Consider the following 14,783-nt stretch of genomic DNA (forward strand, 5'->3'; position numbering starts at 1 on the left):
TGGTAGTTGGACATACATTTGAACAAATCACAAATGCAAATCAAAGGAATAACTTAAATGATAACTTCGCAATACCCCCTACTAAGAATATAGATAGAATCTCAAATAATTACACACAACAATCTGTATAACAATATTTTACAAAACATTCAGACCTATAAAATATAAACCTAAAAGAAGTAAAATAACCTATACAGCCTTTATGGAAAGGATGGCTTTTTCAAAATCTTCGTTAGCTATCTTAGATTTATTTTTAATTCGTGCTTTGTAATTGTAGATCGTGTTCATAGAGTACTCCAATATGGAAGAAATTTTTTCGTTTTCAGTAATTCCAAGCCTGATTAAAGCAAAGATCCGCATGTCGGTATTCATCAGCTGGCCTGCCCTGAGCGTTACCTGATGCTCGGGCTCAAAGAAGGAATTATATGTTTCTACGAAATTTGGGAATAGAGTCAGGAAGGCTTTATCGAAATTTAAAAAGAGTTCATCTCTTTCATCTTTCAGGTTAATATTACTAACGAGCTTTTGGATGTCATCGAACTTTTTAGTTACTAGTTTATTACTTACAGACTTTTTAAACTTATCTAGCTTGGTAATGTATTCCGAAATGAGATTAAAAAAATACCCAATATATTGCTCTTTAATCTTTTCTGCTTCTGTTAGCTGATGTATCGTATCCTGAAGCGATTTGTTTGTTTCCAGAATAATTTTGTCCGCTTTCTTTAATCTTTCCAGTTGCCTTGAAATGATGATTACAAAAAGGATAACCACAACCACGAGTAAGGTAAGAAGTACGACGAAGATGATCAGATTTCTACTCTCTTGCTCTACAGAATTTACTTTTCCCCCAGCAATAACAATTAAGGCATTACTTACCTGGACCTTTCTATGCCTTGCACCATAATAAGTTGCATCCTTCATGGCTTGATTTATAAACGCATAGGCATTTTTGATATCCCCCTTTTGGTACAAAAGCATAGCGAGGTTGAGCATTGCAGCTGCTTCTTTTGTAGAGTAACTGATGTCAGCCTCAGCAGCTTGAAGCAATAAGTCTATCGCCTTATCCGGATCATTTTTCCGTATGTAAATATCACTCAGCGTAGAGTAAGTCACCGCAACCTGATGATCATTCAGAGGATAGTGGTTTATTAAATTTTTAAGATAAACAGCTCCCTGTTCATTTTTACCACCTTTTATCAATTTCAAGCCACTATTATACTGGTAATCATAAGATTTCGGATTAGATAAAGCCAGGGCTGAATCAATATAAGTCTCCGCTTTTCTATTATATAACGGTGTATAAAATTTGTCCTTATCAAAATCTGCTAAATCATAATAGGTATGTGCATTTAAATAGTAAAAATCCTTTTTAGTACTATCCGGCAGTATGCCCACCTGAACCGTTTTTAATGAATCAAAAGTTTCCTTAAACATCCCTGCGGATAGTAAAACGAAACCCAATTTTATCTTTCCGGTAGCCATTTTAACCGGATCGTTTAGCTTTTGTCCAGACTCCTGCATCCGGTGCGCATAGAAAAAGGCTTTATCATAATTGAAAGATTTGTACTCATCATAAAGCTTTGAATATATAGCATATTTGCTAACAAGATTTTGATTTGACCTGCTTTTCAAAGATTTCTCCAAGCTAGTAATACGGGCCAATTTTTGATCATCATATTGATTCTTTCTTGCTATATTCTTATTTAGACGGGCTAATGACTGATCAAAATTAAATTGTGACCAGACAGGATTAGAAAGAAATAACAAAATTAATATAAGGATCTCTTTAGTCGCACTTAAACAGAATAAAGGTTTCATCATTAGGCTAATCTGATTTCAAAAAAGGTAAAGACTGTTGATATTATTGAATATATATCATCTACCAAATCTATAATATAATATTCGTAACTATTCAGGACTGAAGTTAGCAATTAATTTTAGGGCATAAAAGACATCATTACCTGATTTAATGGTGGTGTCCATCACAGATCGTATGATAGCAAAGCCGTCAGCACTATCCAGGGAACGAAAACCTGAAACTAGCTTTTATACCCTTTATTGTGCTTGTCTGTTCCTTTGGCTAAAGAAAGCTTATTGAACTTTGAACGGTCTAACTTTGATATAATCGGTGAAAATAATGTTATGTTTATCATGGGGAAAGGAGGATTGTTTTTGTGCACCACAAAGGTAACTTTGTGTTAAAACTTTTCCTTTCTCTTTTTACAACTTTTGGGACGCTATTGATTTTGGAAGGACTTTGTTGTTTGCGGCAATGAATATATCTCTTATATTAGACTTAATCAATACGAGAACAATGGAAAAGTATAGGATATAATTGGGTCAAACCAAATGACATAAAAGCATTTCAATTTTTAAAAGCAGCGGTAAAAAATAACTATCAATCACAATAATAAATTTAGAAATACAAAAATAAAAAAATGAAAAATTATCTCGGAAGAATTATCCTACTCATTGAGGACTATGAAGAAGCAGCTAGTTTTTATGAAAAGAATTTTGGCTTCAAAAAAATGTTTGATGTAACAACTGATGCTGGACAAAGATTTCTACACATGGGGAGTGACCCTTTAGACACTTTAGGCATTTGGTTTTTAAAAGCTGATACTAAAGAGCAAAAAGAACGGATTGGCAATCAGACAAGTGGGCAACCTACTATGGTTATATACACTACTTCATTGGAAGAGCTTTTTAAAAAACTCAAAGACAATAATGTGAAAATTAAAGTTGCACCTGTCTTGACACCAGAATATAAATTTTTCCACTGCCTTGACTTATATGGGAATGAAATCGTTGCTGTAGAAATTAAATAATAAACTGTCCGTTAATGTAGAAGTTCAAAGCTAATTTGACATGACACTGTCTTGAACGAGAAACACGGCAGCAGATAACATTGGTATTACTGCAAGTGGGGGTGGGCGTTGAAACTTCGGCTGTTTGCATCGCTGTACTTTGGTTTGGTCTGACGAATTTCTATTTGACTTTTTTGTTATTAACTTCAATTTTATATTTTCACTTGAACAGCAGTTCCGGGCGGGATGTAGCTGGATATACCTATTTAACTGCCCTTTTATCAACCTATTGTGCATTTAGGCCTGAAAATTTGCAACTCAACCTGTCCTTTGTTTATAACTTGATAGCCCTGAGTGTTTTCAGCTTTGCTATACCTGAATGGTTACAAGTATTCAACTTTTTTGAATTCTTTATTTCCTGTCAAGACAAACTGAGAACATCTTTATATTTCCGATCAAGATAATTGTACTCAGCAAGGCAAGAACTTACCTATGTGTAATTCGATTACAGAGCTATAAATCCTTTATGCTTATGACAATGGGTTGAAACAACAAGATAGTTGATTGCTCTTTAATTTAGATATATAATGGAGCCTCCCTATATACTAATATTAGCTATTAGGATATAGGAAAAATTTGATAATGTACTTAGGCACTGCTACTAGACCGGTATGAAAAATCTACTTACTTTTCAGTGTATCTCTTAGGTTTTTTACAAAGTCTTCCGTAACCCCAACTAAGCTAGCAATTTTTGATACGCTCAAATCTGTTAGATTGATTAAGTTTTTGGTAAACTCAGCCTTTTCTTCAACACGGCCCTTTTCTATTCCTTCTTCTATCCCCTTTTCTATGCCCTTTTCTATTCCTTTTGCTATTCCTTTTTTTTCGGCCAGATCCAGTAACTGTTCTTCAAGTCCCATAGTTGTGTTTTTATTCGTTAAACCAGCAAGCTCTTTCTCAAAGATAACACTTGTTTCAGGATTTTCAAAGTGTATATAATGTCTTAAAAAATTAATCAATAAACGTATCCGTTCTTTCTTTACATCCCTGTAAAGCAATAACTTTGCCAGTTCAATCTTGATTTGTAACAGGTGTTTGTCCCGCTCTTCTATATCCTTTATTTTCTTAACAGAAAGCGACCTTTTAGCAGTCAGTACCACAAGGGCAAACACATTTTTGCTAGTCAATAATTCAGCATCATCCTGCAGGGCAATCTTATAGGTATTAAAAACATAACTCAGACTTGTGCCCATAAAATCTGTATGATAGGTATTGGAGCGATCCTTGGTGACTGCCTCTGTGAAAATTGCAAATGCGGTAATCTTTTTCCGGTATTTATCGAAAATACGGTATTGGTACATGTACATTCTTTCGCTAAAAATCAGGCTATACTGATCTTGTACCTCAATATGAACCAAGATCCATTCCTCTGTACCCTCAAGCGTATAAACCTGGATTAACTTATCAACCTGCTGAGGATAGAGCGGATCTTCTGTTGATGAAAATACCTGTTCTAATTCTTTGTCCAGAAATTTAAAGCCCTTGTCCTTATCAAGTATTGTCCATACAACTGGGTAAAGAAAGGAGAGGAAGTCCTCGAAAATATCTTCGAGCAAGCCTTTCCATAGAATATCTTGTCTGGCCATTGGTTATAAGGTTCAATACTAGGTTTGTGGGTTCAGTTGGAATGCATCAAATCATGGACATTTTTAGCTACAATTTGACGCACAAGTATAGTAAAAGAACCAGAGTATAGAAAAAACTAAAAAATATTTTTTGAGGTTATCTCTTAATTAAACCTGCTAATATGAATGCAATAAGTATCCAGAATGAGTCCGGTATTGAATAGTTTATGTCGGACTTACAACGGAATTTTATGAGTTCGTTTTTGACTTAAATTACATTCATTTCAGTTGTTATCCTGTTTTATTATAATTTGAAATTTTGATTTATTGAAATCAGAATGCCTTTCAAAAGAGATCAACTGGTTCCTTTAATCTGATCAATTACCAGAGCTGAGCTTACCTTAGAATACTTAAAATTGAAACAGGGTACCCGTTTAGGAAAAACCATACCGTTTCATGGAAGATTTGAGAAATTTTAGCATTTATTTCGATCTTAAGAATCTTAATCGATTACTTTATGCAAATAACATAATAATATGGCAACTATAGATCATAAAGGAATGATTCATGGAACCGCAGGTTCAGTGATCTACCGTGCTTACCGGGGAAAAAACATCATCCAGGGTAAAGCAAAGGCATTTAAACAAACTGCAAAAACGATCAGGAGCGCTACTGAGTTTGGGCTTTCGAGTTCAGCTGCAGCAGTGATAAGGAAGGCATTTGAACCGGCTTATTTTTTCAAAGATGGGACAGCAGCTTATAGGAGCACGCAACTGGTGTACCGGTCAATATTAAACAATGTAAGCGGGGATAAAGGGAAAAGGGATTTGCATGATGGGGACCTTTCTCAACTTGATGGTTTGGACTTCAATGCCAACAGCAAACTGACTGAAGTTTTGCAGATGAGCCATGAAGTCAGTAAAAGTTCAAACGGACAAGTAAGTGTTACCCTTGGTCCCTTAAACACCAAAACAGGAATTAAAAGGCCCAAAAACCAAAGCGGAGCTTATATGAAATACCGCATAAGGTTGATGCTGGTTGCTTTTAACTTCAGGGAAGAGTATTATGAAAACCTGGGAGTAAAAGATCTCAATCTGGAAGGTTATCAAAACACAGAAGAACAGATCATCACCTTCACGGAAACAGTTCCAGAAGATTGTTTGGCATTAGTAAGCATGTCGCTGATGCTCTACTCCTCCATCAGTCAAACCAATGAAAGCATCCTGCTTAACAGCAAAGAGTTCAGTCCCTGCGCGATCATCGGAGCTTTTCAATCCGAGAAACCATCAGAATATCCTATAAAAGAGGTCAATACACAACCATCCAATTATCCTGGCAGAGAAAAGAAAATCAAAGAGATGTTTTATAAAGGCAATCTCCTAATGTTAAAACTCATTACTAAAATAAATAAACAAACTCTTCCAATAAGCAAAAAGATTAAACCAAATCAAATAACCCCAGCTATTATTTCCAAAGAAAGGGTTTGGTTTAAAAAGGTATAGGTGTCCATGATAAAAGATATAGGGTTTCGTGATAAAAATTTTTGATAGGGCTCAAAATCCCTTGATAAAAGGTCAGTGCACTAAATTTTTACAAGGATATGATCTTTATTATACACCTGAAAGATTCATCCTTTTTTCCAACAAGAATATTTTACGTTAAAAACCAAAATCAAGATGGCCTGATAAACAGCCAGCTTGATTTTGGTTTATAGTTTTTAATAAGGAGAACTTATTTGTAATTATTATAAGCTCCGTTCACATTAACATACTTACCTACTTTATTATCTGTTCCTATCAGCGTATTTGATGTTGCACTATTGCTATTGGTTGTTGATCCATCAAAAAGCACTACACCATTGTCGGGTCCTAAGCTAGTATTAAAAGTATTTTTAGTGATGATATTTTTGATACTTCCAGCTCTTGCATAGAATGCATTTCCGACTTTTACCTTACCTGTATTACCGGTAATGTTTCCTGATCTGCAATTTACAAGCATCATAGCCATTCCATCCGTTGTAATCTTATTATTGGTAATAGTAAAATTGATTGCATCATTGATTTCAATCCCTCTGATTTTGTTTTTATCAGTAGTAGATCCTGTTAGTTCAAAAACGTTATTACTAATGGTCCAATTTGATTTTGTTTTTGCTGAACCTAATATTCCAGTGAATCCATAAGTATCTGAGTGAAAGTAATTATTATTAGTTTCCAATCCTATAGTACCTGCGTTTTCAATTCCATAATAGATGAAAGGGGAATCTTTCATCCTCATGTTATAGAACTCATTGTTATTGATTTGTCCATTTGTTGAATATCCACTTACGGATACGCAAGATGGTGCAGGACCGGATTGTATGGTTCCTATATCAAAGAAGTAGTTATCATGGATATAGAAATCTTTAAATCGAGCTACATCCTGATTGGCATGATTTTGAAATTCTATAGCCATACGTCCGATACTTTCAAAGCGGTTATTGGCAACAGATATATATTTTACCATGGATCTAGTACCTTCACTCACTAATTTAATCCCGTTTCCCTGTGATTGTGGATTAGTGAATGTACATTTATTAATGTTAATGCCATCCATTAAATCATTAGCTCCAAAGGCAGCGATAAAAATTAATCCTTCTGCATCATTTACAGTGCTTACCCGGGTAGATTTGAATGTAATAGCGGAAATTTCAATATTGTAAGCATTACCTAAAAGTGTAATTATTTTATTGGTTGGAGAAACAAATATAGTTCCTGCTTCACCATAAATTTTAAAATTTGTAATGTTTTTGATGTCAAGTGACTTACTGATCAGATAAGTTCCTTTTGGGAAAAACAACGTTTTATTACTACCAATAATAGCCTGAATTTTAGACTGTTGATCGATTTTTCCATCGTTAGTTATACCTAAACTCTTCACATTCGATATTGCAGAAACCGTCTCTGCAGATATTGGATTAGTAGATGCTGATTGAAGATCAGCATCTTGTTTGCAACTGCTTATTATAGCGAACATTGAAACTATAAAAATAAATCTTTTCATTTTAAGTGATTTGTACGAATGAAATTCTTTTGAACTTTTAAATTGTATCCTTCTACTTAAAAGAAGATCAATGGGTTACGAATATTTTTCATTTTTAGTTTTTTTGGCACGGCATAAAAATCTCCCATCTGACCTAAATACAAGAAAATGTTCTTATTTTAGGTCAGTGAAAATATTTCCTCGAAGCGAGCAATATTATCTCTTAATTAATTGAATAAATTCATCAATTAAGAGGTATTAAGGCGTGACTAATAATAGTTTAAGAACCGTAAATTTGAGAGTGACAGGTTCTGACTAAGCAGCAAAAAAACAGCAATTCTGTTGAAATTACTGGCAATAAATTTGCTAAACTGCTGAGCAATAATTGCTAAAATTATTTTTAAAAAGATTTTTGATTTTTAACAAGATTTTTTTTTTGCTTATCATTATGATAATGTTCGTATGAAATATTAAGGTTTTTGACTAATTAATTATTTGATTTAAATTAAGACATGGCTTATTTCAATTATGATGCTTGGTTAGGTTACAAAATGCCATGTTTAAATGATATTTATAATTTTTCTTACAGTTAACTGATAAAATCGTTTCCTTGGCTTTCCGTTTCATTGTATGAACCTCCGCCAGGCCCTCTTCAATATCCTTAATGATTAATGGAATTCCCAAAGCAGGATCAGTTATTGACTCTTCAATTAAATTATACCAATAACATATACATCCCGAAGAATCCGTACAATGGATAAATACATAGCTTCTTTTTTTCATACTCCTGATTAACCTCTACACCACTATATTATTTGTTCGATTTAAAAATAATGCGTTTTTTGTTAAGGTTTTTTATAAAAGTTTCATCTGTATTAGCTTTGTGTATCAATATGGTATTAATTGAGTAATAATTCTCACCATTTTATAATGTAGTACACATTATTTTTATTCGGAAATGGAACACTGGCTAACTAATAATTTGTTTATAATGATGCTAACCTAACTATTATATCAACAACGGATTGGAATATTAATAGCTTTATTCACCTGGCGAATCCATTCTCTTGCCATCAATTCATGTCCTGCCGGCATAGGATGAATGCTATCCCAGATCCAGTACTCTGCCGGTGCCTGGTGTAGTGCCTGATTAAACGCATGTTGAAATTCGACAAAGATGGCATTATATTCCAGGCTTAAGCGCCTTACTATCTGACGTCGTTTTTCAAACTCAGTAGAGTACAATTCAGGATTATCCTGTTTTTTATTGGGTACCGTTAGATAAAAGGGTTCACAAAGCACAAATTGAATATCGGGAAAAGTTAATTTGGTTTGATCTAATAAGTACCGGTATCCTTTTTCATATTGCTCTGTACTGTAGTTTTGATCTCCTTTCATAAATGCATCAACATCATTAACTCCTATTAGGATACTGAGTAAATCTGGCTTCAGATCAAGTGTATCTTCTTTCCAGCGGGCTGCAAGATCGGTTACTTTGTTACCGCTAATCCCCCGGTTTAAAAAGTTGAAATTCTTTTTTGGATGATCATACCACAAGCGACTGGAAATTAAGTAAGCATAATCTTGACCCATGACATGGTTCCAGTCTTTATTACGTCCTCTTCCCCCATCTGTTATAGAATCGCCCTGGAACAAAAAGGTAAAACCTCCCCTTACTGGTTTTAAAGTAGGCTTATCACTATTTTTTGCACTAAGCAATTGGGGAGTAAATGCGGCTACAGCACTAAATTGAAATAGATTTATTAAAAATTTCCTTCGGTTATTAGTCATTTTAATTAATTAAATCGTCCTGGTAAATGTCCTCAATACTTTTAAGATGAAGGTCTTGATATTAATATTTTTTTTTATACCTTCAGCCGAACATTTTTACACACACAAATTATCAATCGCTCTCATCGGTTCACAATTTTAACGCTTACTACTCTTTCTAATGAAAGTTAAAAAACCTGCTTTTATACTTTTATTGCTACTCTATTGCTGTTGTTTCAATTTTGGATGCGTTCCGCATCATGCAGATGTACCAACCGCTACCAATGGCGTCATCGATTTACGCGGACAATCATTTACTAAGGAAATTGCTCTTGATGGAGAATGGGCTTTTTACTGGCACCAATTATTGAGTCCAAAGGATTCTGTGTTTAGTAAAGCAGACATGATCCATTTCCCTTTTAGGTGGGACGGATATATATTGAAAGGAAAGGTGCTACCATCTTTCGGTTATGCTACTTATAAACTGACTGTTTTATTACCTCAATCAACAGAACCTTTCCGAATTGCAGTACCGAATTTATATTCCTCCTATCGTTTATTCATAAATGGCAAACAGGTAGCCTCAGCCGGCAGGCTAAGTACATCAGCAAAGGATGCGGTCCCATTTTGGGCATACATACCGGTTGACATTACTGACTCCGGGGATACATTAAACCTGGTATTGCAAATAGCAAATTTTGCGCATAACAAAGGTGGCATCAGCAAGTCTATAGTAATCGGTAAAAAGAGCATTGTTAAACTGAAAAGAGATCAATATGAAGCGATTGACTTATTATTGACAGGCTGCCTTATAATGGGTGGACTTTTCTTCTTTGGCTTGTATATAACGGGCAACAGAGACAAGGCTATTTTACTATTTTCTTTATATTGCACTGTATTTAGCTACCGGATCATTGGTGTAGACAACAGTGTTTTACATACGATATTACCTAATCTGAATTGGTACACATCCTTACGTTTAGAGTATATTACTTTGATAATGAGTATAGGTATTTTTGGGATCTATATTCAAAATCTATATCCAAAAGATGTTGACAAGAAGTTTATCAACATTTTGGGTGCAATTTGTCTAATCTATATTTTTCTGGTAGTTAGCTTAGCTCCAGTATACTTTAGCAGATTACTGAACCCTTTTTTAATTTTGGTGTTATTTTATCTGCTGTATTTCCCCTATGTCTTCACAAAGGCTTACAAGAATAAAAGACCAGGCTCTTTATACGCCTTATTAAGTACATTCGCAATATTCCCTCTGTTCCAGATTTCTTTATTAAATTTCTGGGGAATTATTCCATCTATCCCTCTATTAAATTTCATTTTATATATCGCCTTCTTCTTTATGCAATCCATGGTTTTATCTCATCGGGTATCCTTTAAATTAAAAAAAGCCAAAGCGGATGCCGAACAAGGTTTAATAGCTAAAAGCGAATTCTTAAGCAATATGAGCCATGAAATAAGGACACCACTAAACTCTGTGATTGGCATGAGCCATCTATTGTTGAGAAACAATCCAAGGAAAGACCAAATTGAGCAACTTGATGTGATGCTCTTTTCTGCTAATAATTTATTGTCTATTGTAAATGATATCTTAAATTATAACCGGATTGAAGCAGGTATCATCACCTTCGAGCATATTGACATGAATGTATTAACCGTTATCCGGAATGTTATATCCGGATTAAAAAGCTCGGCTGAAGACAAAGGGATTGGGTTGAAACTACATCTGGATGATAATTTAAAGCACACCGTATTAGGTGATCCTACCCGTACTTCTCAGGTAATTTCCAACCTGGTTCATAATGCGATCAAGTTTACACAAACCGGGTATGTAAGAGTAAGCATGGAGGTAGCAGCACAAACTGAAACCCATGTCACCTTAAAAATCCTGGTAAAAGATACAGGAATAGGCATTTCGGAAGAAAAACATAAACTAATCTTCGAAAGATTTACTCAGGCAGATTCATCTACATCGAGAGGTTTTGGTGGTACCGGACTTGGTTTAGCTATTAGTAAAAAGATTTTGGAGTTACAAAATTCTTCCCTTCAACTGATTAGTGAAGTAGGAAAAGGATCTACCTTTTATTTCGTTCAGGCTTTTGAAAAAAACAAGATCACTCCTGAAGAATCAAATAAAAAGATCTTACCCAAAGAGGAAGATAAACCACTTACAGGTATTTGCATTTTACTCGTGGAAGATAATCCAATGAATGTGCTGGTAGCTAAAGCATATCTGGAGCGATGGGGTGCAGCAATTGACATTGCTATCAACGGACTGGAATCGTTAAAAAAATTGGATGTTGCCAAGCATAAGCTTATTTTAATGGATCTGCATATGCCGGTAATGGACGGATATGAAGCATCAACAAGGATGAGAGAAAATGGGGTGACTATCCCAATTATTGCACTCACAGCAAACCTGCCGGATGAGATCAGGGAGCAAGTAAAAAATGCAGGTATAAATGACATTGTATTAAAGCCTTTTTTGCCCGATGAACTCTATAGCAAAGTATTACACTATATTTTCAAGGATTAGCGGGTTTGATAATAAACATAAAAGGAGCTGTTCCTTTGAAAGAAACAGCCCCTTTTATGTTTAGAACTGGACATGTGCGCCAGCATACGATACATTAGTCCTGTTGTATATATTGTTTAACTAGCTTTACTTATTAAACTTCTTCGCTAGAAGAATCAGCAGTTACAGGTTTATAAGTTGAAATGTGAGTGGTTTTAATCGTCAGTAAAAATGATTTTCCTACACTTATCTTTACATTTTTTTCCAATAACATTGCTTTAATTGTATCATCAGATTTTAGGGCTTCGAAAAGGTCACGTGCTACTGCTGATCCACTAATATTATTGGTTACTTTACCATTTTCTAAAGCTATGTTGAATGTATATCCTGATTTTCCACGATCACCTGCCGATTCAAAATCGGTAATGTTCAATTTAAAACTTTGTTCTCCAGTAAGACTTTTTTTCAGATGTAAACGAATAACTGGAATGTATTTTTTCCAAGTCGTTAAATATTTTCTTTCTTCCATGATTATATTGTAAAGGTATTAATTTAATGATGAGAAATTCACAAATAGCTCATTTTGATTTATTAAAGAATTTGACCTCGAGGGGTAAAGGTATTATTTTTTTAATGCATGCTCTTCTTTTACTCTTTCCAGATGACCACATCGGCCGGTTTAATCGTTTTTTGTCCTAATAATATTTTTGCATTAGTGGGAATCGGAATTTCCTGATTTTGAGAAGAATAATTAAATCCATACCAAAAGCCATTGCTGTATTCGACCAATACTCCTTCTGGTAAGGAGAGTGTCGGTACGCTTGCTTGATTGAAGATTTTTCGTAAGACTGTTTTCTCTAATTGTCCATTGTCAGTATCCGCACCCACGTAAGTAATAGTGCCTTTACCCAATTTTCGGTGCAATACAGCTGCTTTGCCTTTATAAAACTGATCGCTATAAGTGGCCCAAACATCAGCTTCCGAGATAGGATCAATCACGTCGCCCCAATTATTCCAGTCATAGTTAGTCTGACCCATATTTATTTTTCCCATTAAAGACACTGGAAGCAAATCAAAATAGATTTCTTTAGCTCCGATTAAATCAAGGATAGGCTGTTGAAATAGCGCTTCCCACAGATGAGCCTCACGGTCCTTCTGACCGGTACGGCAAGTTAGAACCAGATTACCTCCGTTCTCTACATAGGTTTTCCATCTGGAAACAAGTTGATGATCTAAAAGCTGAAAGGCTGGAGCTATCAAAAAGGGGTAAGCAGCAAAATCTTTAGTTTCATCGATTACGTCTACAGGGGCACCCAAAGATTTAAGGGCTTTATAATACCGGTTTACATGGGCCATATAATCCCATTGATTACTCTGCGGCTGATATTCCATTTCCCAACGGCTATCGGGATTATATAAAATTGCCGATTTTCTTTTGACTAAACTAGATGGGATTGCCGTTTCTGGCTGATAAGCTTTGCGTAAGTCCTTTAATTCTTTAATTACCTTTACATATTCGTCTCCAGAGCGGCTCACTGTTACACCATCGGTTTTCATAATGCCATAGTGATACTGCTCTCCACCTGATAAAGGCTCACGAAAGCGGTAATTGCATACAAATTTATTTCCACCGGCCATCACATGGTAAATCCACATACGAACAGTACCAGGCATGGTTTGAGGGTTAAACAACCCCCAATTTACTTGTCCGGGTTGTAATTCCATCACACCAGTCACCCCGTTAATTGGCCTAAAAAAGTCATTGGAAAAACCGATACTATTTGCTGATCCCATACGGAAGCCTTGCTCTCCATGGCCCATATCATATCCTTCGGCTAGATATTTTGTATAGGTAAGAAAATCAAGATCTTTCATTCGAAGCGGATCAACTGGAGAGTAAGTTGGCATTAGGTTAGTAGTTACCCATTGCGCAGGCTGAATATATTTACGCAAAATATTCTGCTGTAGGAGAATAAAATGAGCAGCTTCATCGGCAGTGAAGCGTTTGAAATCCAATACGGCATGCGGATTAGCTTGAGCAACCAGCTCCAACACATTTGGTATATGTATCTGTTCAAAATTATTATAGGTCTGGCTCCAGAAGGCATTCCCCCATACCTTATTCAGCGTACCAATATCCTTATATTTATTCTTCAGCCATTCCCGGTAAGCCTGTTGTGCATTTTCACTATAATCATATGAAGTGCCATAGTGAGAGGGTTCATTATCAATCTGCCAACCCCAAACTGCTTTATTAGTACCATACCGTTTAGCCAGCACGGTTACTATTTTATCTACGTAAGCACGGTAGGTTTTGCTAGACCAGGAGGCCTGTTGCCGGGCGCCATGCTGGATAGTTCTACCCTCAGCGTTTACCATTAAAACATCGGGATGTTTTTCAGTGAGCCATGCAGGAGGTGTTGGTGTGGGTGTGCAGAGTACCACTTTAAGTTTATATTTTGCTGCCAGGGCAACGGCCTTATCTAACCATTCGAAATCATATTTACCTTCTTCGGGCTCCATTGCAGACCAGGCAAACTCACCAAAATGAGTGAATTCAAAACCAAGGCCTGACATATTTTTAATATCTCTTTCCCAATTTGCTTCGGGCCATTGTTCAGGATAATAGTAACTCCCAACCAGGAGGAGGTCTTTTTTATCAAAAAACTTTTCTGCTTTTTGGGCAAAGGAAACTGAAATTAAAGAAGCTAAAATTAAAGCAGTGGGTATAATTTTCTTTACTGCGCAAATAAAAAAGAAATGGATCTGGTTTAAAATCTGAGACATAAGTTTATCTGGGTTAACTATTTGCTAAAATACACTTGTATCAGCAATATATAGGTCTGATTCCATGTTTTTTTAGCAAATAGTCGTTCATCCAGCACTTATTTCATCCAGTAGAATTTCACATTTTCATCTCCAATCAAAGAATATCTTAAGAAAAAGCCGATTAGATTCAAATAGTGAAATAATATAGATTCAAAGCATAATTATTATAGTTTTTTATTGTTGTCCGGTAAAACCGGGATTAGT

Annotated in this window: 10 protein-coding genes; 3 read left to right on the forward strand and 7 right to left on the reverse strand. The window is 35.3% G+C overall.

Annotated elements, in window-relative coordinates; genetic code table 11:
* Positions 1-189: 189 nt before the first annotated feature.
* Positions 190-1,821: a DUF6377 domain-containing protein gene (locus BFL47_RS07330; RefSeq protein ID WP_245681325.1), complete on the reverse strand. Its 1,632-nt coding sequence runs from the start codon at positions 1,819-1,821 to the stop codon at positions 190-192.
* Positions 1,822-2,438: 617 nt separating this feature from the next.
* Here BFL47_RS07330 and BFL47_RS07335 point away from each other — a divergent pair.
* The gene (locus tag BFL47_RS07335; RefSeq protein WP_069659151.1) at positions 2,439-2,828 is read left to right on the forward strand and encodes a VOC family protein; all 390 of its coding nucleotides are present in this window, start codon (positions 2,439-2,441) and stop codon (positions 2,826-2,828) included.
* Positions 2,829-3,487: 659 nt separating this feature from the next.
* On the opposite strand, the gene BFL47_RS07345 is transcribed toward BFL47_RS07335, so the two are convergent.
* Entirely contained in the window at positions 3,488-4,453 is a 966-nt protein-coding gene (locus BFL47_RS07345) for an RpnC/YadD family protein (protein WP_069659153.1), read from the reverse strand.
* Positions 4,454-4,968: 515 nt separating this feature from the next.
* Here BFL47_RS07345 and BFL47_RS07350 point away from each other — a divergent pair.
* The gene (locus BFL47_RS07350; RefSeq protein ID WP_069659154.1) at positions 4,969-5,934 is read left to right on the forward strand and encodes a hypothetical protein; all 966 of its coding nucleotides are present in this window, start codon (positions 4,969-4,971) and stop codon (positions 5,932-5,934) included.
* Between the two features lie 229 nt (positions 5,935-6,163).
* On the opposite strand, the gene BFL47_RS07355 is transcribed toward BFL47_RS07350, so the two are convergent.
* The 3 genes from BFL47_RS07355 to BFL47_RS07365 form a co-directional block, all read right to left on the reverse strand.
* Positions 6,164-7,471 (reverse strand): glycosyl hydrolase family 28-related protein, encoded by a 1,308-nt coding sequence (locus BFL47_RS07355; protein WP_083257059.1) that lies wholly within the window; start codon positions 7,469-7,471, stop codon positions 6,164-6,166.
* Between the two features lie 501 nt (positions 7,472-7,972).
* Complete coding sequence (locus tag BFL47_RS07360) at positions 7,973-8,233, reverse strand: hypothetical protein (protein ID WP_069659156.1); 261 nt, start codon at positions 8,231-8,233, stop codon at positions 7,973-7,975.
* Positions 8,234-8,464: 231 nt separating this feature from the next.
* Positions 8,465-9,241 carry an SGNH/GDSL hydrolase family protein gene (locus tag BFL47_RS07365; protein ID WP_083257060.1) on the reverse strand — a complete coding sequence of 259 codons (777 nt, stop codon included), beginning with the start codon at positions 9,239-9,241 and terminating at the stop codon, positions 8,465-8,467.
* 160 nt (positions 9,242-9,401) lie between these two features.
* Between BFL47_RS07365 and BFL47_RS07370 the strand changes: the two genes are divergently transcribed.
* Positions 9,402-11,771 carry an ATP-binding protein gene (locus BFL47_RS07370; RefSeq protein WP_069659157.1) on the forward strand — a complete coding sequence of 790 codons (2,370 nt, stop codon included), beginning with the start codon at positions 9,402-9,404 and terminating at the stop codon, positions 11,769-11,771.
* A 133-nt stretch (positions 11,772-11,904) separates the two neighbouring features.
* Here the strand turns inward: BFL47_RS07370 and BFL47_RS07375 are convergent, their stop codons facing one another.
* On the reverse strand, positions 11,905-12,279 hold the full coding sequence (locus tag BFL47_RS07375) for a hypothetical protein (RefSeq protein ID WP_069659158.1): 375 nt from the start codon (positions 12,277-12,279) through the stop codon (positions 11,905-11,907).
* Positions 12,280-12,398: 119 nt separating this feature from the next.
* On the reverse strand, positions 12,399-14,537 hold the full coding sequence (locus tag BFL47_RS07380; RefSeq protein WP_069659159.1) for a beta-galactosidase: 2,139 nt from the start codon (positions 14,535-14,537) through the stop codon (positions 12,399-12,401).
* Positions 14,538-14,783 lie beyond the last annotated feature (246 nt).

Origin of the sequence: Arcticibacter eurypsychrophilus (assembly GCF_001730525.1) — a bacterium.
GTDB classification, from domain to species: Bacteria; Bacteroidota; Bacteroidia; order Sphingobacteriales; family Sphingobacteriaceae; genus Arcticibacter; species Arcticibacter eurypsychrophilus.

Bases quoted from the DNA above. Each gene is read 5' to 3' on its own strand.
- BFL47_RS07365 (WP_083257060.1), bottom strand. From the start codon at position 9,241: ATGACTAATAACCGAAGGAAATTTTTAATAAATCTATTTCAATTTAGT.
- BFL47_RS07335 (WP_069659151.1), top strand. From the start codon at position 2,439: ATGAAAAATTATCTCGGAAGAATTATCCTACTCATTGAGGACTATGAA.
- BFL47_RS07350 (WP_069659154.1), top strand. From the start codon at position 4,969: ATGGCAACTATAGATCATAAAGGAATGATTCATGGAACCGCAGGTTCA.
- BFL47_RS07375 (WP_069659158.1), bottom strand. From the start codon at position 12,279: ATGGAAGAAAGAAAATATTTAACGACTTGGAAAAAATACATTCCAGTT.
- BFL47_RS07360 (WP_069659156.1), bottom strand. From the start codon at position 8,233: ATGAAAAAAAGAAGCTATGTATTTATCCATTGTACGGATTCTTCGGGA.
- BFL47_RS07345 (WP_069659153.1), bottom strand. From the start codon at position 4,453: ATGGCCAGACAAGATATTCTATGGAAAGGCTTGCTCGAAGATATTTTC.
- BFL47_RS07330 (WP_245681325.1), bottom strand. From the start codon at position 1,821: ATGATGAAACCTTTATTCTGTTTAAGTGCGACTAAAGAGATCCTTATA.
- BFL47_RS07355 (WP_083257059.1), bottom strand. From the start codon at position 7,471: ATGAAAAGATTTATTTTTATAGTTTCAATGTTCGCTATAATAAGCAGT.
- BFL47_RS07370 (WP_069659157.1), top strand. From the start codon at position 9,402: ATGAAAGTTAAAAAACCTGCTTTTATACTTTTATTGCTACTCTATTGC.
- BFL47_RS07380 (WP_069659159.1), bottom strand. From the start codon at position 14,537: ATGTCTCAGATTTTAAACCAGATCCATTTCTTTTTTATTTGCGCAGTA.